The sequence below is a fragment of the Sporomusa sp. GT1 genome, from assembly GCF_014634905.1.
Taxonomy (GTDB): domain Bacteria; phylum Bacillota; class Negativicutes; order Sporomusales; family Sporomusaceae; genus Sporomusa; species Sporomusa sphaeroides.
Window position 1 is genome coordinate 105,705 of sequence record NZ_BMBX01000001.1, and the last position, 18,782, is coordinate 124,486.

The 18,782-nt window shown below is 45.1% G+C and carries 24 protein-coding genes; 2 read left to right on the top strand and 22 right to left on the bottom strand.

Going from position 1 to position 18,782, the window contains the following annotated elements:
* Positions 1-3: 3 nt before the first annotated feature.
* Both trpS and GT1_RS00565 read right to left on the bottom strand, forming a co-directional pair.
* Positions 4-987 carry a tryptophan--tRNA ligase gene (gene trpS, locus GT1_RS00560; protein WP_075755343.1) on the bottom strand — a complete coding sequence of 328 codons (984 nt, stop codon included), beginning with the start codon at positions 985-987 and terminating at the stop codon, positions 4-6.
* A gap of 16 nt (positions 988-1,003) precedes the next feature.
* Positions 1,004-1,624, bottom strand: coding sequence for a site-2 protease family protein (locus GT1_RS00565; protein WP_188396655.1), 621 nt, complete (start codon positions 1,622-1,624; stop codon positions 1,004-1,006).
* A 306-nt stretch (positions 1,625-1,930) separates the two neighbouring features.
* On the opposite strand from GT1_RS00565, the gene GT1_RS00570 reads away from it, so the two are divergent.
* The gene (locus GT1_RS00570) at positions 1,931-2,668 is read left to right on the top strand and encodes a DUF4363 family protein (RefSeq protein ID WP_075755339.1); all 738 of its coding nucleotides are present in this window, start codon (positions 1,931-1,933) and stop codon (positions 2,666-2,668) included.
* Between the two features lie 47 nt (positions 2,669-2,715).
* Here the strand turns inward: GT1_RS00570 and GT1_RS00575 are convergent, their stop codons facing one another.
* The 19 genes from GT1_RS00575 to GT1_RS00665 all read right to left on the bottom strand — a co-directional run bounded on the left by GT1_RS00575 (position 2,716) and on the right by GT1_RS00665 (position 17,867).
* A complete protein-coding gene (locus GT1_RS00575) occupies positions 2,716-4,230 on the bottom strand; it encodes a spore germination protein (RefSeq protein ID WP_188396657.1) in 1,515 nt (504 codons plus the stop codon).
* On the bottom strand, positions 4,220-4,828 hold the full coding sequence (locus tag GT1_RS00580; RefSeq protein ID WP_223225976.1) for a stage V sporulation protein AE: 609 nt from the start codon (positions 4,826-4,828) through the stop codon (positions 4,220-4,222). The genes GT1_RS00575 and GT1_RS00580 overlap by 11 nt, the downstream gene beginning before the upstream one ends.
* Before the next feature lie 16 nt (positions 4,829-4,844).
* The gene (locus GT1_RS00585; protein ID WP_188396661.1) at positions 4,845-5,513 is read right to left on the bottom strand and encodes a hypothetical protein; all 669 of its coding nucleotides are present in this window, start codon (positions 5,511-5,513) and stop codon (positions 4,845-4,847) included.
* Positions 5,514-5,559: 46 nt separating this feature from the next.
* Entirely contained in the window at positions 5,560-5,898 is a 339-nt protein-coding gene (gene spoVAE, locus GT1_RS00590; protein ID WP_075756034.1) for a stage V sporulation protein AE, read from the bottom strand.
* A 30-nt stretch (positions 5,899-5,928) separates the two neighbouring features.
* On the bottom strand, positions 5,929-6,933 hold the full coding sequence (spoVAD, locus tag GT1_RS00595) for a stage V sporulation protein AD (RefSeq protein WP_188396662.1): 1,005 nt from the start codon (positions 6,931-6,933) through the stop codon (positions 5,929-5,931).
* 14 nt (positions 6,934-6,947) lie between these two features.
* Entirely contained in the window at positions 6,948-7,403 is a 456-nt protein-coding gene (gene spoVAC, locus GT1_RS00600) for a stage V sporulation protein AC (protein ID WP_075755329.1), read from the bottom strand.
* Positions 7,404-7,662: 259 nt separating this feature from the next.
* The gene (locus GT1_RS00605; RefSeq protein ID WP_075755327.1) at positions 7,663-7,863 is read right to left on the bottom strand and encodes a dodecin family protein; all 201 of its coding nucleotides are present in this window, start codon (positions 7,861-7,863) and stop codon (positions 7,663-7,665) included.
* A gap of 446 nt (positions 7,864-8,309) precedes the next feature.
* A complete protein-coding gene (locus tag GT1_RS00610) occupies positions 8,310-9,059 on the bottom strand; it encodes a SigB/SigF/SigG family RNA polymerase sigma factor (protein ID WP_188396665.1) in 750 nt (249 codons plus the stop codon).
* Positions 9,060-9,068: 9 nt separating this feature from the next.
* Positions 9,069-9,515: an anti-sigma F factor gene (gene spoIIAB / locus GT1_RS00615; RefSeq protein WP_188396667.1), complete on the bottom strand. Its 447-nt coding sequence runs from the start codon at positions 9,513-9,515 to the stop codon at positions 9,069-9,071.
* A 13-nt stretch (positions 9,516-9,528) separates the two neighbouring features.
* Positions 9,529-9,864 (bottom strand): anti-sigma F factor antagonist, encoded by a 336-nt coding sequence (spoIIAA, locus tag GT1_RS00620; RefSeq protein ID WP_223225977.1) that lies wholly within the window; start codon positions 9,862-9,864, stop codon positions 9,529-9,531.
* Positions 9,865-10,029: 165 nt separating this feature from the next.
* Positions 10,030-11,187 (bottom strand): D-alanyl-D-alanine carboxypeptidase family protein, encoded by a 1,158-nt coding sequence (locus tag GT1_RS00625; protein ID WP_223225978.1) that lies wholly within the window; start codon positions 11,185-11,187, stop codon positions 10,030-10,032.
* A gap of 84 nt (positions 11,188-11,271) precedes the next feature.
* Positions 11,272-12,603: a pyrimidine-nucleoside phosphorylase gene (locus GT1_RS00630; protein ID WP_188396668.1), complete on the bottom strand. Its 1,332-nt coding sequence runs from the start codon at positions 12,601-12,603 to the stop codon at positions 11,272-11,274.
* 6 nt (positions 12,604-12,609) lie between these two features.
* Entirely contained in the window at positions 12,610-13,797 is a 1,188-nt protein-coding gene (locus GT1_RS00635) for a phosphopentomutase (RefSeq protein WP_188396670.1), read from the bottom strand.
* A gap of 36 nt (positions 13,798-13,833) precedes the next feature.
* A complete protein-coding gene (xerD, locus tag GT1_RS00640) occupies positions 13,834-14,721 on the bottom strand; it encodes a site-specific tyrosine recombinase XerD (protein ID WP_188396672.1) in 888 nt (295 codons plus the stop codon).
* 146 nt (positions 14,722-14,867) lie between these two features.
* Positions 14,868-15,095, bottom strand: a complete 228-nt coding sequence (locus tag GT1_RS00645) for a hypothetical protein (RefSeq protein ID WP_188396674.1) — start codon at positions 15,093-15,095, stop codon at positions 14,868-14,870.
* Between the two features lie 111 nt (positions 15,096-15,206).
* Positions 15,207-15,371, bottom strand: coding sequence for a hypothetical protein (locus GT1_RS00650; protein ID WP_188396676.1), 165 nt, complete (start codon positions 15,369-15,371; stop codon positions 15,207-15,209).
* Positions 15,372-15,419: 48 nt separating this feature from the next.
* Positions 15,420-16,055, bottom strand: a complete 636-nt coding sequence (gene spoIIM / locus GT1_RS00655; protein WP_075755246.1) for a stage II sporulation protein M — start codon at positions 16,053-16,055, stop codon at positions 15,420-15,422.
* Between the two features lie 75 nt (positions 16,056-16,130).
* The gene (locus tag GT1_RS00660; RefSeq protein WP_188396678.1) at positions 16,131-17,324 is read right to left on the bottom strand and encodes an endonuclease Q family protein; all 1,194 of its coding nucleotides are present in this window, start codon (positions 17,322-17,324) and stop codon (positions 16,131-16,133) included.
* Positions 17,325-17,327: 3 nt separating this feature from the next.
* Positions 17,328-17,867, bottom strand: a complete 540-nt coding sequence (locus GT1_RS00665) for an NUDIX hydrolase (RefSeq protein ID WP_188396680.1) — start codon at positions 17,865-17,867, stop codon at positions 17,328-17,330.
* Positions 17,868-17,942: 75 nt separating this feature from the next.
* Here GT1_RS00665 and GT1_RS22475 point away from each other — a divergent pair, with 75 nt between their 5' ends.
* Positions 17,943-18,068: a hypothetical protein gene (locus GT1_RS22475; protein WP_255430382.1), complete on the top strand. Its 126-nt coding sequence runs from the start codon at positions 17,943-17,945 to the stop codon at positions 18,066-18,068.
* A gap of 43 nt (positions 18,069-18,111) precedes the next feature.
* Here GT1_RS22475 and GT1_RS00670 read toward each other — a convergent pair whose 3' ends face one another.
* Complete coding sequence (locus GT1_RS00670) at positions 18,112-18,774, bottom strand: hypothetical protein (RefSeq protein ID WP_188396682.1); 663 nt, start codon at positions 18,772-18,774, stop codon at positions 18,112-18,114.
* Positions 18,775-18,782: the final 8 nt, after the last annotated feature.

The following is an 18,782-nucleotide window of genomic DNA, read 5'->3' on the forward strand; positions in this document are numbered from 1 at the left end:
TAACTAGCCCAAGTTCATGACTGACCGGACTTCTTCCATGGTTGCTGCTGCTACTTTTCTCGCACGTTCGGCACCGTAAGCTAATATTTCCCTGATTTTTTCAGGCTTGGCCGCCAGCTCTTTGCGGCGGCTATGGACATCGACCAATGTGGTAACCATCTTTTCAGCCAGCCGTTTTTTACATTCTACACAGCCAATACTGGCATTCCGGCAATGACCGGCAATTTCGCTTTGTTCCTGCTGTGAACTAAAGATTTTGTGAAAGGTATAGACTGTACAAACTTCCGGATCACCCGCATCGGTTTTCTTAACCCGCTTGGGATCAGTAATCATCAGCCTTACCCGCGCCTGCAACTCCTCCGGCTCAGCCGCATACGGAATCTCATTGCCATAGGATTTACTCATCTTGCGCCCATCGATGCCTGGCAACAGGGGGCTTAAAATAGCCTGAGGCTCAGGAAATATCGGCTTGTACAAATTTGCAAAACGACGAACAATTTCTCTTGTCAGTTCAAGATGCGGTATCTGATCTTCAGCTACCGGCACGACATCAGCCTTATACAAGATAATGTCGGCCGTCATCAATTCCGGATATCCCAAAAATCCGTAAGTATTAATCTCTTTACCCATTTCACCTAATTGCTGCAATTTATCTTTATAGGTCGGGACACGTTCCAGCCAGGACAGCGGTGTCATCATTGACAGCAGCAAATGTAGTTCAGCATGTTCTTTTACATGCGACTGGACAAACACAATACTCTTCTCCGGATCCAGGCCGGCACTCAGCCAGTCCAGCGCTATATTTTCAATACGCTCAGGCAGTTTGCCGGTATCTTCGTACGAAGATGTAAGCGCATGCCAATCTACTATCGAATATATGCAATCATATTCTTCCTGCAGTTTGATCCAGTTGCTAAGCACCTGATAATTCCCCATATGGAAATTCCCCGACGGCTGCATGCCGCTAAAAATACGTTTTTTAGTCAAAATATATCTCCTCCTGTTATAAAACTGTCATTACTATTAAATTAATAATATAGGATAAACCAATTCTCAGCGGATAGATAATGCTGCCAATAACACCGGTAAAGACAAGTGCTATTAATATAAAGGAGCCATATTGCTCCATTCTATCAAATATCTCTCCCTGACGGGCTGGCAGTATACTTGCCAGTATCTTTGAACCGTCAAGCGGCGGTATGGGTATCAAATTAAATACGGCTAAAATTATGTTATAGCTGTACAGCAGCCACAAAACTTTTACCCAATCCCCGTGTAACAACTGCAACTTACCCAAAATGGCTATGGCAAAGGCGGTTAAGAGCGCCAGCAGCATATTAGACACAGGCCCTGCCATCGATACGAGTAACATTCCCTTGCGGTAATCCGTAAAATTGCCGGGATTAATAGGAACAGGCTTCGCCCAGCCAAACTGAGCCAGCCACAACATTAAGAGTCCAATGGGATCAAGATGTGATACAGGATTAAGTGTTAACCGCCCCATAAACCGCGGAGTCGGATCACCTAACGTAACTGCAACCCTGGCATGGGCATATTCATGTACCGTGAGGGCAATTAATAATGCCGGGATTCTGAATATCATATCGGCGTCAAAACCAAACAAATGGAGTCCTCCTTATTACTTTCACTCGACGTACTACTAAATTATACTAAAAAAGCAAGCAAAAGCAAAATAAAATAGCGGATTATTTCTATACTATCTACAATGCGTTACAGTTTTGCAGCGACTGGTGTGTTGGCAAAAGCACAAGTCAAGCGCCAGCGGTGGAGCGTTGTCAATACACCAGCCGTCTGCGACTGCAAATTCTTTACTGCTGAATATATAAAATTAGCAAAACCTGCTCAAAATAAACATATCCGGGTAAACTGCTGTTCTTTACCTTAAAATGAAAGGAGGCATCTACTTATTATGCGGGTACTGTCACTGATAAACATTGCGGTATTTACTTTGATTTTGCTGTTACTGGCCGGCTGCGGCTTAGCAGGGCCTGCGCCTAAACCGGAAATAGGTCCTGCCGGCAAACCGGTTGAGTCAAAGCCCAACCCGCCGGTTTGGGAAAGATTTATTTCAGCACCTGCCGAGCTCTATGATCTGGAAGCCACCGCCGGAGTTGTATTTGAAGGCATTAACAAAGAAGACTGGGCCCAGGCGCAGGCCGGGCTTGCCAATCTGCAAGCCAAGTGGCAGCAAGGCAAAGCCGCCGTCGGCGATAAAAAAGGCGTAAAGGAAGCCGATGAAGCTATGGGAAAACTAATTGCAGCCATCAATTCCGAAAAAATAACCGAATCTCATGAAAACCTGCTTGCCTTCATGGGTAGCATCAGCGATATCGGCAAGTCCTATAAACTATCACCTGTTGCCGATATTATTGCTGTCAGTAATGGGATACGCAATGTCAGTTTTTATGTAGAAAATAAAGATTGGGAAAAAGCTGTCATTAAAGCAAAAGAATTACAGGGAACCTGGGAAAAAGTAAAGCCTGGCATGGAGCAGGTTGGGATTTTAGGTGAGATAACCAAAACCCATTCAACGGTAAATCAGTTGAAAGATTCCGTTAATGCTGAAAATAAAGGCGCGTTTAAAGAGCAACTGGCCAACATCAATGAAAGCATGGGATATATACGTGAATTTTTTCGTGGAAAATAGCCTCCAGCAACAATGCCGCCCGGAAACTACGGGCGGCATTGTTTGTCTTACTTTTTATCTTGGTCACTACTGTCTTTAGTATTGTCTTGCACGCCGGTACTTTCAAGCCGGTCTGCATCCTGAGGTTTTAGGACGGCAGGACGCAATATTTTATTAGGTATGGGCAGCCGGAATAATACGTCTTTCATTGCACTAAAATTAAAGGGAATTGCCGGCCATAGATAAGGAATACCAAAAGATGATGTTGTCAGCATCAATAAAAATACGGCTCCTACTCCCACAATAAAGCCTGGCAATTGGAAGAACATGACCAAAATGATAATCAGGGCCCGAAAAAGACGGGTAGCCATAGCAAACTCCATACTGGGAGTGGCAAATGCTCCGACAGCGGCTACTGCCGTATAAAAGATTGTCTCATTGCCGAACAGTCCTACCTTGGTGGCAATATCGCCCAGCATAAACGCTCCAATAAAACCTAAAGCCGTTGATTGCGCGGTAGGAACATGTACGGTTGCCATTCTGACCAATTCGACCCCAAACTCGGCCAATATAAACTGAATTCCAATAGGAATGATGCCTGACTCCTGCGGACCCAGAAAAGCCAGAGATTCAGGCAAAATCTGTCTGTTTAGCACTACAGCCAGCCATAACGGCGGCAGAAGCAAAGATAATAAAACCCCTGCCAAGCGAATCAGCCGTAGGTAAGAGCCAACTACTACATTTTGCCGGTATTCCTCCACATGCTGCACATGATGCCAAAAGGTTGTCGGCAAAATCATAATATTAGGCGAAGTGTCAACAACTAAACATACATGCCCCTCAAGCAGATGAACGGCAGCGACATCCGGCCGTTCGGTATACCGCACTTTCGGCAGCGGATTCCACTTGCTGCCGACAACAACATATTCTTCTATAGCCTTTTCCGCCATCGGTACGCCGTCAATATTAATATTATTTAACCGCTCCTTGACGGTCTCAACCAGTTCCTGGTTGGTAATATCTTTAATATAAGCGACCGCAACATCACACTGTGACCGTGTGCCTACCTTGACAATTTCAAATCTGAGATTGGGGTCACGCAACCGCCGCCGGATCAGCGCCGTATTAAAAACAATGGTTTCAACAAAAGAGTCCCGCGAGCCTCTTGTTACCTTTTCGATATTTGATTCGGCAGGAGCCCGAACCGGATAGGCGCGTGCATCAATGACCATGACTTGCCCTTCGCCTTCCACAAAGAAGAGCAGTTCACCTGACAGCAGGCTGGTAATAGCATCATTCATGTTTTCAACCAATTTGACCTGGGAATGAATGGCCCGCGAATAAAACAGTTTCTGGAAGGTATTGACGGTTAATTCCTCTTGCTTATAAGCGGTTAATTCTTCAAACACATTTGATAAAACCACGTCATTGGTCATACCATTTATCGAAAATGAAGCTGCCCGTTTTTTCCCTGCCCGATATTCGCGAAAGATAATATCAAAGGTTTCGCCCACTCCCAGGCGGTCTTTTACATAATTTATATTACTGTCAAGATCTTTAGCAATTTTCTGTTCATCTGACATAATCAATGCCACTCCGTTCTAATATCTCTTCAATTGCTTTACGGGTTATTGGAGCTCCCCGGCTCAAGTCATCATGCTTATCCATTTTCCCAATATCGCCTACGCCAATAATAACAGGCACCTCAACATCATTTAACACATCAACAGTATCACCGGTAATCACCGGCTCACAGTCGCAAGCATTCTTTTTTTTGATTTCCCCTTTTTTATCAACCGATGAGTCAATCACATGGCCCTGGCAATCAATACAGGCATCGGCATGAACCCCATGAATACAGTGGGTATTGGAGGCTACAGCCACAGCACCTAATACTTCAATATCAGGATGATTGGCTACGTATTCCAGCGCCCGTTCTCCCTCGGCTTTTTCCTCACGTCCTTTATCATCAAACATAACAAGTACCGGATCACGGGGAACGGTTTTCAGAAGTTCAACAATTTTTTTGCCACCGATAGGTGTCGGGTTGCCCCCTGATGCCGAAATACAGCGTAAACCCAAGGAAGAACCAATATTTTCAACTGCCTGCTGAGCTACTTTATCACCATCTGTAACGAGAATCACCCGTATTTTTTTATTGAGTGCCGTAACTTTTTCCAACTCCATCACCTCATTGCTACTGGCTATTTTCTTCGCCTAGTAAATTACTGATTTTATTAGCAATTTTTTCGCTTTCACTAATTACCTGTTTGAGCTTTTTTAAACTTGCTTCCAGTTCATTGGAAAGCTCATATTGTGCCTGAGCCAATACTTGTGCGGCAGTCTGCACGGCAATAGGCTTGTTAGAACTGTTATTCCCGTCATTTCCCTGTTCTTTACTCTGGTTCTGGCTTTGCCTTGCCTGCTGCGCCCCTTGCTCTCCGCCGGTGGCTGCCGGATTATTTTGCTGACCGGCATTAGCCAGCAGCATGCTGAACAATTGCCGTAATTCCGGCGCCACTTCCGCTTGAGAGTTTGCAGCCTGCTGTCCTGCCTGGGGTGACTGCGGCTGCGGCATTGGTTGATTTATCCCGGGTTGTTGTTCTTGTTGGGGTGGAGAGTAGCCGCCACCACTATGACTGTTTCCGTTAAGGGTCCCCTGCAAGTTCTCCAGTTGCCCGTTAATCCTATGTAACAGGTCGACAACTTCTTGCGAATTATCCAGCTTGGCTTGCGTTTGCAAGAAACCTTTAGCCATATCGGCAATTACTGTTCCTTCACCTGTCTGTGAACTTTCCAGACTTGAATTTTGTCCTTGCCTGGGTTTAATGTAACTTGATACCTTACTCGAAATTCGTTTCGGCACACTAATCCCCCCATATGTTACTCAAAAAACTGACTGGCTTATAAAGTTACCCTTTCGGATTAAAAACAATGGCTATAAGTAAACCAAAAATAACCGCTGCTGTTATCCCACTTGCAGTTGCTTTAACGGCCCCGCTGAAAATACCCCAAAAACCGATTTTATCCACTTCTTCCAGAGTACCTGAGACCAGCGCATGACCGAAACCCGGTAAGGGAACGGTTGCTCCCGCACCGCCCAGCTCCACTAACGGCTGATATAGCCCTATTCCGCTTAAAAGGCCGCCTAATACTACAAACAGCACTAACACATGGGCTGGTGTAAGCGGAGTAAGCTCCATAAGCAGTTGTCCGATTACACAGATCAAGCCCCCAATAACAAAAGCCATTACATATGCCTGCAAATGGGTTGCCTCCTTTTATATTTCCACTGCTACAGCATGCGCAATACAGGGGATTGATTCTTTTTGCTGATACGAGGTCGTACTATGCAAACTGCCTGTACCTACCAGCAATATTTTGTGCAGTTTCTGACGCATGAGTAAACGGTAAATATAGCCGGTAAATACGATTGCCGAACTGGCGCAGCCACTGGCACCGGCATGGGCGTCCTGTTCCTCTTTAAAAATCATGCAACCGCAGTCCTCATAATTTGTTGATAAATCAATTCCTTTCTCCTTAAATAACTCAATGACCAATGCTTTGCCAACACTTCCCAGGTCACCGGTATAGATCATGTCATAATAATCCGGCGGACGCCCGGTATCGTTAAAGTGAGACCACAAGGTATCGGCAGCCGCGGGAGCCATAGCCGGCCCCATGGCGTTAGGATCTTTTAAGCCTATATCTACTATTTTCCCCACCGTTGCAGCCGTAATCCGCGGACCCTTGCCAGCGGCTGAAATGACCACCGCACCGGCTCCGGTTACTGTCCACTGCGAAACAAGCGGCCGCTGTACACCAAGCTCGGTAGGAAACCGGTATTGACGTTCGGCCGTGTCATGATGACTGGAAACACAGGCAACAACTTTATTGGCAAAACCGCCATCAAGCAAGGTCGAGCCAACCAGCATACTTTCAGCTAATGTGGAGCAAGCACCATACATACCCAAAAATGGGCGGCCAATATTTCTTAGCGCAAAATGAGTACTCATTAGTTGATTAAGCAGGTCGCCTGCCAATACATAGTCAACATCAGTAAGCACACTGTTATCCTTTGCTACCGCGGCCCGTATTGCCCATTCCATCATGCAGGATTCACATTGCTCCCAACTATCGTTGTTGTCAAGATTATCCTCTAGTATCCGGTCATAAAACTCGGTTAATATCCCATCGCCTTCCATCGGGCCGACAACATTGGCGGTACTTGTTATAACCGGGGGAACAACAAAAACAATACTCTGCTGACCTCGCTTTTTGTGCATGCTGTCCACCTTTCTTACAGTCTCAGCCAATAAATAAACCCAATGATTACTGCTGTTGAAATGCCATAAACCAATACCGGCCCGGCAATTACAAACATTTTTGCACCGATACCAAAGACATAACCTTCCCGCTTAAACTCCATAGCCGGCGAAACTATGGCATTGGCAAAACCGGTTATCGGCACAACCGACCCGGCACCGGCTATTCGTCCAAGTTCATCATACAGCCCTAAGCCTGTGAATAAGGCGCTTAGAAAAATTAGCACGATAGAAGTCGGCCCGGCAGCTTCCTTTTTGCTAAATCCCAAACTCATAAAATACTCCAGAAAAAATTGTCCAAGCACACAAATCAAGCCACCAACAATAAAGGCCCATACCACATTTTTTACTATAGGAGGTTTAGGTTTAAGCTGATTAAACTTTTCCTGGTACCGTTCCTGTTCAGCCTGACTGGCTTTGCTGTTAAACACTTGCACACCTCCATTATCAGTTTGGTATGATAAAGCAGACTTAGCTTCAGGTGGGGTTTTAACCCCATCTGAAGGTTAGTCGCCCAACTTCCTGGGAAGCCCCTAAACTCCCGCTGGGAGTCTTAGGGTTAGCCATCGGATAAAGCAGCTATTGCTAAAAACCAGTGTAAGTTCGCTTATATTTTGACCATAGCTAAACTGATTAATTCATATAACAACAAAGAGTGCCTGCGGCACTCTTTACGCTAATTATATTTAATTAGTGATTAACCTTGAAGGCTACCTTTACATCGGCTTTGTATTCCCCTATGTGGCCGTTATCTACACTTGCCGTAAAATTTGTTACTTCGACGCCAAGAATGGAGTCAACAGTCTTTGCCGCTTCCAAAACAGCATTATCTACCGCATCAGTCCAGTTGTGGCGGGAAGTTCCCACGAGTTCGATAACTTTTACAACCATATTACTACCCCCTGTAAAAATTATGTTTGGTGACAATTATAGTCTGTACATTATTCTGATTGTTATGCCACAAAAAAACTTGTCTGGCTCTCATTGGAGGTTTCGGAGTCATATCTGTAGTAAAATACAGCCAGGCAGCCGCGCTCCCGGCCATAAGCAGCGACACCAAAAACAGAAAAATAAAGCCTTTGAACTTTGATTTATTAACTACACTATCCATTGCAATCACCTCTTATTTTTATTATGTCCTAAAATCAGTTTACTACTATGGTATGAAAAAATAAGAAAAATCCTGGCACGCTCCATATAATCGTTAACATTACCGAGGCGCGAGTGGCCGTTATGCATAAGCGGAGCAGCGTTGTATGACGGCAGCCCGTGCCGGGTCTGGTGCTGGCACGCAAAATTTATACATGCTGTTAGACTAAAAAAACAGACCTCATTTGCTAAGAGGTCTGTAATAGTTCTCTGATTATCTTGAGCGCATGTTTTTCAATACGTGATACCTGCACCTGGGATAACCCAATAATTACCGCAATTTCAGCCTGTGTTTTATCGGCAAAGAAACGTAAATAAATAACGGTACGTTCTTTCACAGGCAGCCGTGCCAACACTTCTTTTAACGCCAGTTTATCGAAATACGCACTGTCCTGGCCCTCCGGCAGCATGATTTGGTCTAAAAGATGGATGGTATCGCCGCCATCACTGCCTGGAAACGCCTGCTCATATAATGAGACTTGCGGCTGAACAGCTTCGAGCGCGGAAACGATTTCTTGCGGTGCCAGCGATAATTCTTTGGCAATTTCGGTAATTGTTGGTTCTCGGCCCAAAGAACCTTGAAGCTTTTCCTGGGTTTTGTGAACACGATAGGCAAGCTCCTTTAGCGGGCGGCTGACTTTGACCGGATTATCATCTCTGATAAACCGGCGAATCTCACCAATAATCATAGGTACGGCATAGGTAGAGAATTTGACACTAAAATTGAGATCAAAGCGTTCAATGGCTTTCAACAGTCCAATACTGCCAATCTGAAATAAATCATCCCACTCATAGCCGCGGTTAGTAAAACGGTGGACAATGCTTCGGACTAAATTCAGGTTGTTTTCAAGAATACGCTCTTTAGCTTCTTCCCGTACGGCAGGGTCAGTCGATTGGGCCTTACAAAGCAATTCTTTAAATTCCTCATCTTTGAGCATGGTTTTCACCTAGTGCTCTACGCAGGGCACAAGCATTTTTACCATTCTTACCGTCGTCCCCTGCCCCAGTTCGGAAATAACTTCAAGTTCATCCATGAAAGAATCCATAAAAACAAAGCCTAATCCCATACGTTCAGGATCACTGGAAAACGAAGGCTGACGTGCCTCTTTGATATCGGCAATGCCTCGCCCGTAATCAATAACAGTAAATTCAAGCTTGTTCTGAAATAGGTTCATAATTAATTCAATATAGTTTTGTTTATCATTACAGTCACCATAACCGTGAATTACAGAATTAGATACGGCTTCCGAAACGGCAACTTTAATTTCATCAATTTCTGTGAGCGTCAAATCCAGTTGTGCGGCAAAAGCCGCCGCTGCCGTCCTGGCAAAACCGACATTTTCATCAACACTTAACATCGAGAATTTTATTTGATTTTTTATCTGCGTTCCCATTGGCACAGCCTCCTTATAGTAGTTCTAACGCTTGGTCTTCAGATTGATAAATGTTTAAAATTTTCATTAACCCGGCCAATTCAAATATCCGCTGTACCTGCGGTGCAAGGTGAACTACGAGGATTTTTCCGCCAAGCGGGGCAATATGCCGGTACCGTCCGAGAATAACACCTAACCCGGAGCTGTCAATGAAATTAACTCCCTGCATATTCAGTAAAATGTGTTTGGCTCCGCTCGCCTCCAGTGCCTCATCGACGACAGCACGGAATTCATTAGCTCCGCAAACATCCAGTTCACCTGTAAGCCTTACTACCAAAACACCCTGCTTCATAACTGTAACAAGCTTCAACAATATAACCTCCCAAGTTAACGTCTCTACAATGGGGAATTCGGTAAAAGGAAATTTTTTCCTGCTATAATTATGTAAAAAAATAAAAAACTGCAGAATATTCCGCAGTTTTTTATCCTAACAGAAAGTATAAAACTTTCTTAGTTACTCATTATCGATCTGTTTTTAATTTGAAATGCTGAACAAATTTGTTATCATATTTTGGAAAATTCTTATCAGCCCGGCTTTGGGTACCGCTTTTTCAGCAATTAAATCTACTTTACCCATTTCCTGGCCATCTTTAATAACAATAAGCTCGCCGCATTTTTGCCCTTCTTCTATCGGGGCATTAACACTGGAATCTGCCACGATCTTCTTTTGCAAATTCTTATTTTGTCCTTTGCCGACAATTAAATTTAAATCTTGAGCGGCCACCAGTTGAATCTCTTTCTCTATGCCTTTATTGACTTTCAGCCGTTCAACCACAGTGCCTTGAGTGACAATGGGTACAGCCGTATAATTGGCAAAGCCCCAATCAAGCAGTTTCATGCTTTCTCTTAAGTGAGAACGTGGTTCAGGGGTGGCGAACACTGCTGAAATAAGACGAAGACCATCCCGTTTGGCGGTACCGACAAAACAATATTTTGCCTCTTCTGTCCAACCGGTTTTCAACCCGTCACCGCCCTTATACCACCACAATAGCTTGTTAGTATTAACAAGCCAGTTTTTCCCATCCCGCAACCAGGCTTCTTTAATCCCGCACATCTCCATATACAGTGGGTGGGTGGTGGCTTCTTTGGCAATTAATGCAGCATCATAAGCACTCATGTAATGGTCAGTTGTTGGTAACCCATTTACATTGTTAAAATGAGTGTCTGCAAGACCTAATGCTTCGGCCCGCTTATTCATAGCTTCAACAGCAGCCGCTTCACTGCCGTAAATGTGTTCCATAAGTGCTACGGCAGCATCATTCGCACTGACGACCGCCACGGCAGTCAATATCTCCTTGACAGACATTTTCTCGCCTGGTTCCAGCCAGATCTGTGATCCACCCTGACGCCAGGCAGTTTCACTTGTAAATATTTCGTCAGTAAGTTGAATGCGGCCCTGTTCCACAGCTTCGACTGCCAGCAGCAAGGTCATAATTTTGGTTACACTGGCAGGCGGCAAGCGTTTGTGTGAATCTTTTTCAAAAAGTATAGTACCATTTTCGTCCATAAGCACAGCAGATACAGCACTAGTTTGCAGTTGCGCAGCTGACTGCGGGTTTGCCGGAGCGCCAAAAGCAGTACCACCGGCCAAAAGCAAAAACAGTAATGTTACCAGCACAGTTTTTCGGATCAATCATAACACTCCTTTCTTTTGAATTATGGTATCCCATATTGGAGAAGCTTAAACAAGAAATAAGACAAAAAAAATCGACTGGTATTATTCCAGTCGATTATGAAAGCCGTTTTTATCAACCAAGCCTATTATCAAAGGCGGAATGACGGCAGGCTGCTCTTTAATTTCAATGGCCTGCTGTAAAATTTCGTCCGCCTGTTCAAGCTTTGATTTATCATTTGTGTATATTATTGCCAACGGCTGCCCGCAGCTCACATACTGTCCCAGCCGGCACTGCATCTGTATCCCGGCGGCTACATCGATTGTCTGTCCCTTATACTCCCGGCCTGCCCCCAAACGCATAGCGGCATAACCAATTTGAGCAGCGTTGACAGCGGTAATATATCCCTGACAAGGGGCCGTAACTTTCTGAACAAAGCCGGCCTGCGGCAGCTTACCGGTATCTTGCAAAATAGCGGAATCACCCTGTTGAGCAGTAATAAACTCGCCAAATTTGGCTAACGCCTGTCTGTTGTCGATAAGGTTTGTGAGGAACCTGCGCCCGTCTGCCGGTGTTTTTGCTTGACCGCCTAACACCAGCATCTGCGAACCCAGTTCCAGGCAAACCTCCTTGAGCGCGGCTGTACCCCGGCCTGATAGCAGTTCGATGGCTTCCTTAACTTCCAGGCTATTGCCGATAGCCATACCCAACGGCTGATCCATATTGGTTAGTATGGCAACCGTTTCCCGGCCAACAAGCCGGCCGATAGTTACCATAGCTTCAGCCAAGGTAACAGCATCAGCCTTGGTTTTCATAAAGGCACCGTTGCCAACTTTTACATCCAGGACAATTTTATCTGCCCCTGAAGCAATCTTCTTACTCATAATGGATGATGCGATAAGCGGTATACTCTCGACCGTGGCCGTGACATCTCTAAGCGAATATAACTTGCCGTCGGCCGGTGCAATAGCAGCCGATTGGCCGGTGACAGCAATCCCGTATTGCTGCAGATTAGCAATAAATTCCTGACGTTCCAGCGTGGCCTTAAAGCCTGGTATGGCTTCCAGCTTATCTATGGTACCGCCGGTAAACCCCAGTCCCCTGCCGGACATTTTGGCCACAGGCACTCCGGCGGCAGCCACTAGCGGTGCCAGCACCAGTGTGGTGGTATCGGCAACCCCGCCGGTACTGTGTTTGTCCACTTTTATTCCGGGCACCTGGCTTAGATCCACCTGCTCACCGGAGTTAGCCATAGCCATAGTAAGGGCTGCTGTCTCACGGTCTGTCATACCCCGGAAAAATACGGCCATAAGCCAGGCCGCCATTTGATAATCAGGTAGTTTATCATCGGTATAAGCCTGTATCAGCCAGGCAATTTCATTTTCTGATAATTCTTCACCATTACGCTTTTTGGTAATTATGTCAGCGGCATGCACTATTTTTCACCTCAAAAGGTCTTTTAAGAAGCTATGTCCATAGGCTAACGGTGCCAGAGAGAAATTCGCGGCCACAGTTGCCCCCACATCGGCAAAGGTAGAACGTATCCCTAAATTGACTGGCTGCTGTGTTGTTGCCAGTCTCTTATGATACGCCAACAGCGGTACATACTCTCTGGTATGATCTGTTCCCGCTACAGTAGGATCACAGCCATGATCAGCGGTAATAATCAGCAGATCCTCTTCTGTCATCCTGGACACAAAGCCGGCAAGAGCTGTATCAAATTCTTCCAAAGCCTGCCCATAACCTGCCGCATCGTTGCGGTGTCCGTAAATGCTGTCAAAATCAACAAGATTGGCCATAATTAATCCGCTTGGCAAACTTTTGCCTGCTAAATCGGTAAGCACTTCCATGGCATGACTGTTGGATTTTGTGGGATAAGATTCCGTCAGGCCCTGGTGGGCATAAATGTCGGCAATTTTACCAATACCAGTGACGGCAAAACCGCTCTCTTTAAGCAGGTCAAGCACTGTTGGCGCTGGCGGTTCCAGACTGTAATCATGGCGGTTAGCCGTACGGACAAAATTCCCCGGTTTACCGATAAACGGCCTGGCAATAATCCGGCCCACAGCATGGTCGCCAATGCAAACTTTGTCTCTCGCGATTTTGCATAACTCATATAAACGGGTCAGGGGAATAATTTCCTCATGAGCAGCAATTTGAAAAACACTGTCAGCAGACGTATATACGATCGGTCGGCCTGAACGCATGTGCTCTTCTCCCAGCTCGGCGATAATCTCGGTACCGGAAGCTGCTTTGTTGCCCAAAACCTCCAGCCCTGAGTGGAGCTTGAAGGTTTCAACAATTTCGGCCGGAAAACCGTTAGGATAGACAGGAAACGAAGTAAACAGCGGACAGCCTGCCAGTTCCCAATGACCGCTTGTCGTGTCTTTTCCTTTCGACAGTTCCGCCATTTTTCCAAAAGCAGCAATAGGGCGGGAAACTGCCGGGACACCAGCAATGGGCTCAATTAGGCCTAATCCCATGCTTGCCAGTACCGGCAAAGTAAGTCCGCCCTTAGTTTCAGCAATATGTACCAGCGTATTGGCTCCGGCATCACCGTATTCGTGGGCATCAGACATAGCACCAATCCCTACGCTGTCAAGTACAATCACAAATATTCGTCTAAACAAGTTGTATAGCTCCTCTGTGAAGTAGTGTATATAGTATTATGCGCGCGGATGAGTTTTATCATATACTTCTTTTAAACGGTTTTTGGTTACATGCGTATAGATTTGAGTTGTCGAAATATCGGCATGACCAAGCATTTCCTGAACCGAGCGCAAATCTGCACCATTTTCTAACAAATGTGTGGCAAAGGAATGTCTTAAGGTGTGGGGAGTGATCTCTTTGGTAATATCTGCTTCTAATGCATATTTCTTGATAATCTTCCAAAAGCCCTGCCTGGTAAGACGATTACCATGATGGTTAACAAATAACGAAGCTTCTTCATAAGTACGCACCAGTTTCGGCCGGCCTTTGCCGATGTATTCCTGCACACATCTGGCGGCAATAGAGCCAAGCGGCACAATACGTTCTTTGGCACCTTTACCATAACACTTAATATAACCCATCTCCAGGTTAACATCAGATATGTTCAGACAGATGAGTTCCGAAACCCGGATACCTGTGGCATACAATAACTCCAGCATGGCTTTGTCCCGCAGACCGGTAGGTTGAAACGCATTAGGTTGTTTTAATAATTCTTCCACTTCAGTAATGGTAAGAATTTTGGGCAGTTTTTTCTCCAACTTGGGCGATTCCAGATTGACAGCAGGATCTTTTTCCAGATGACGCTCTCTGACCAGGTATTGATAAAAAGATTTTATGGCAGCAAGATTACGTGATATCGTGGAAACGGCGCGCCCCTTCATTTGGAGATTATTAAGATAACTTAGGATGGTGTCACGATTCGAATTCCGTAAAAAATCTAATTGACTATTTTGCAAAAACGTGTGAAACTGCCGTAAATCCCGCCCATAGGATTCTAGCGTATTTTGGGCTAACCCTCGCTCAACTGCAAGATAGTTAATAAATTCGTTAACATACGATTCCATTTTATTTTACCACCCTTTTTCCTTCCCAGATTATCGGCTGAATATTCACAGTATCTGGTCTATTTCTTTATTCAACATGAAGTTTACTTTTCCTTTATTTGTCTATCATGTTTTGTAAAGTTTTAGTGTTTTTTAGTGAGAAAATGCTAATCTATGTCATACTGTAAAGAGACAGCCGTCTTTGCTTCAGTCATAACCCGCAGCGGTTTTTCTAACAAGTGCTGGTCCCGTATTTTAAGACCGGGATTACTGAACTCCCAAAGCATGGTCATTAGTTTGGGCAGAATGTAGAAGATGATAAGCGTTAATAGGACGATTCTGATATACAGTTTGGACCGCTTGATTACACGCCGCAAAGAAAACATCACTACCATACGCTTGTTCTTCCCTCCCCGTTAGAAATATGGGGCTCTGGCTTAACTTAATATCATACTTATTCATCACATAGTAGGTTTATTCTTATTTTAAAAATTCAAATAGCATCCTTATTCTGTTTTTGAAAAAGTTATACTGCCTGTCAGGGTAAAAGAAACCGCTGGCACAGTCCTTTCATCTGTCAATATTCCTGAGGCGCGGGTGGCTGTTATACATAAGCAGAGGTTAAGCGCCCGCCGTATGGCGGCCACCCGCGCCGGGTCTTGTGTTGACATATAAATAAATTGACAAAGGCTGCATAGCCTACTACTATGCAGCCTTTGCTAATTAATAATGATTTGTGCCGCGGTTTTCATAAATACCGGTGAAATGTATACTTCTATCAAGGTTGCACCCAACATGAGCACCAGCATGATTAAGCAAAATACCGAGTAAGAAATCGAGTTATAAAATAAATTCTCTTTATTCTTGCGGCGCACTAACATCAGGGAAAAACTTGTCGCCGCCACACCTGTGGCCAAAATGGCCGGTACAGCCAAAAAATTATGCGGTAAAACGGAAACAAGAGCAAACAGCAAACCTTTCATTATATATTCATTGACTAAAAAACCAACCGTAAAACCAATGACAAACCCTCGCAAGCAAACCAAAAACAGCACAAAAGGTATCCCGACAATAGTAAAACCCAGCAGCCACATAATGCCAATCATTTTGATATTATTAAACATTACACTGGTTAATAAGGAATGGGTGTCACTTATTCCTTCCTGCTGCCCGGTTAAGCCCTGAAAAAATACCTGCAAATAACCGATGAGTTCAGTTTTTTGTTCATCAGGCAGTGTCTTTACTGCCATTGCACCAATAACTATGCCAATAATAAATATGAGAATCATGAAGAAATAGGCGACAATATTCGCACGGATATACTCGACAGCATTCTTGCGAAGCAGTTTTAGCATGCATGTACCTCCCTGCCAGTACTGCTACAATATATGTTCTGCTAAAACTGTTTAGACCTTTTTGTCCACTACATTTTAACCATCGGTCTTAACCATCCGCCCATAGATTCCGCCGCCACCGGCAGTGATGGCCGCCGCTCCTGTACGGGCACAGATAATAAAATCGGCGATTTTACTGCCCGCCACTTTGGCCAAAGCATCATAGGTGACGTAATGCAGAATATTCATCTCTGTATCAAAGGCCTCCAGCAAGTTAGCCATATTTTTCTTCCCCAGGCCAGGAATAAATTCCAAAGGAATTTGATAACAATAGCGGGGACGGTAAGCGGGATGGCGGGGTTCAGGATAATCAGCTATTTCGTTGATCCGGTCAAACACACCCTTTACCAGGCTGCTGCCGCCGCATTGCGGACAGCAGTTGCCTGTCAAGCCGTAAGTATCAGTAAAAGCGCAGTTTGAACAAAAGGTGTGATGGTATTTCCCCAGTCTAGGATCAAGGCCATAGTTGGCTGTTACCTGCCGGCCACCGCTGCGAGCTAAGGTTTTGGCTATTTCAGCAAAAGACAAGGCTTCCATGCCAAAAATGTTATACTCCCGGGCAATTTTATCTAATGAATGGGCATCTGAGTTAGTAATGAAGGTATACTCACTCAATTCACCAATTCTATCTGCCATATCGCTGTCAGAGCTGAGCCCCAGCTCAATTGCCGCCAGTTGGTTCAGTTCTTTATCGCCGAGAATGTGAGACAACTTATCACAGCACACGCCATACAAACTTTTATGTGGCGTAAAAACATGGGCCGGCACAATGAGCGCGTCAAAATTGCCGGCAATAGTAATAAGCTGGTTCAATGGCATATGGGCGTTCTGCGAACTAAGATTGATATTGCGGATAAACCGGCACATATAGCTGGAAAACGCCGCCATTGTCTCAATATCGGGAACAAAAACCAGGGTATGTGCCAAACCGCCATTAGGCTCCCGTGTCTCGATTTCCGCGCCAAGCACCAGCAGCATATGCTCCTTATAGATATACCCGCCGCTATTAACCGGCACAAGCAAGCCTTCTGACACAAGCAGTTTAATATCTGCCAGCACCAATGGCGATAACGCATCAACGATACCGACAATATCCATACCTTTGCGGCCGGCAGCCTCACTTAAAATTTCCCGCACAGTTAACCGGCGGGAGGTAGGAATTTTTACCCATTTGCCGCTTTCACTCATGCCGACATGAATGTGCAGATCAGCAAAATATTGATTTAGCATGGTCTAGATCCCAGCCAGACACAGTGCCACCAAACTTTTGGCATCACAAATTTCACCACTTTTAATCATTTGACGGATTTGTTCAGGAGAATACTGTTCTGTTTTGATAAATTCATCTTCATCAGGCCGCTGGTCGGATTCCACCAGATCTTCAGCCAGATACAGGTGAATCACTTCATTGGAAAATCCGGGGGTTGTGTACATGGATGTCAGTTTACGCAGTTTGTTGGCAACAAAGCCGGTTTCTTCAGCCAGCTCCCGCAGAGCGCAGTCTTCCGGTTTTTCGTTTCTGTCGAGCTTGCCTGCAGGAACTTCCAGAATGATCCGGCCGACAGGATGCCGGAACTGACGGACTAAAACAACCTGCCCCGTTTTGGTTATCGGCACAACAGCAACAGCACCGGGATGTTCCACTACTTCCCTTGTTGCGGTACGTCCATTGGGAAGTATAACCTCATCCCGTCTTAAATTAATGATTTTACCTTCAAATAAACGATTTGAGCTTACCGGCTTTTCATATAAATCAATTTCGGTATGCGGCATAGAATTACCTCCAAATTTTTATGGTATATGTTGCCAAGGCTTATCATATATTCCTTCATAAGGAGGAATGTCCTAATGAAAGTAATTGCCAATAATGGCCTGTATTTTAGCGGTAAAATTAAAGATTTACTGAAAGAATTACAAAGATTAAGCAAAAACTATAGTACGCTGCACGAAGTCATTACCAAAACCAGGCAGTAAACGGAAAACCGTGGACAAAGCCACGGTTTTCCCGTTTTTACCTTTACTCCATCCACGGATAATGCGTATGAGGTGTCAAAACAAACAGCGGTGTTTTGCTGTTGGCGGTTGCTGCAAGCCATTTGGGAACCACTACCCAATTAACAGGCAGAGACAATTGCCGGGCAGCCTGTTCAACAATACTCAGCCCCTGGTAAACATGTTCCAGGGTTGTTTCCGGGCCAAGATTAGTATTACTAACCAAACCGCTGATTTTGAGCCGTGAAACTTGTTCGATACGTTGCAAGGTGTGAATAATGCCCTGAACATCACTGGTAAAGGGGCGTTTGGTATTAATAACCAGCAAAGCCTGGTAAGCATATTGAGCAAAATGCCGGTTAAGCTGCCCTAAGACAATGGCCGACTCGCCACCGCCAACATCCATGACTACATGGGTATTGGTCTGGGACAACACTTCGAGTATATTGTGGGGTAATACCGGCAAGTCGGCATGTGACAGCCTCGGCTCAGGCGCAACTACCCTTACGCCGTTCTGCTCCAGCAGCTCACGGTTTTCCCTGGTGCGGAAATACGGTTTTACCAAATCAATGTCGACAATAGCTGTATCCATTCCCTTAGCTTTCAGTGCCAGCGCATAATTGACGGCTAATTCCGTCTTGCCGCTGCCAAATTCCCCGACAAAAATTGTGATACGGTTATCTGTCATCGCTTTTC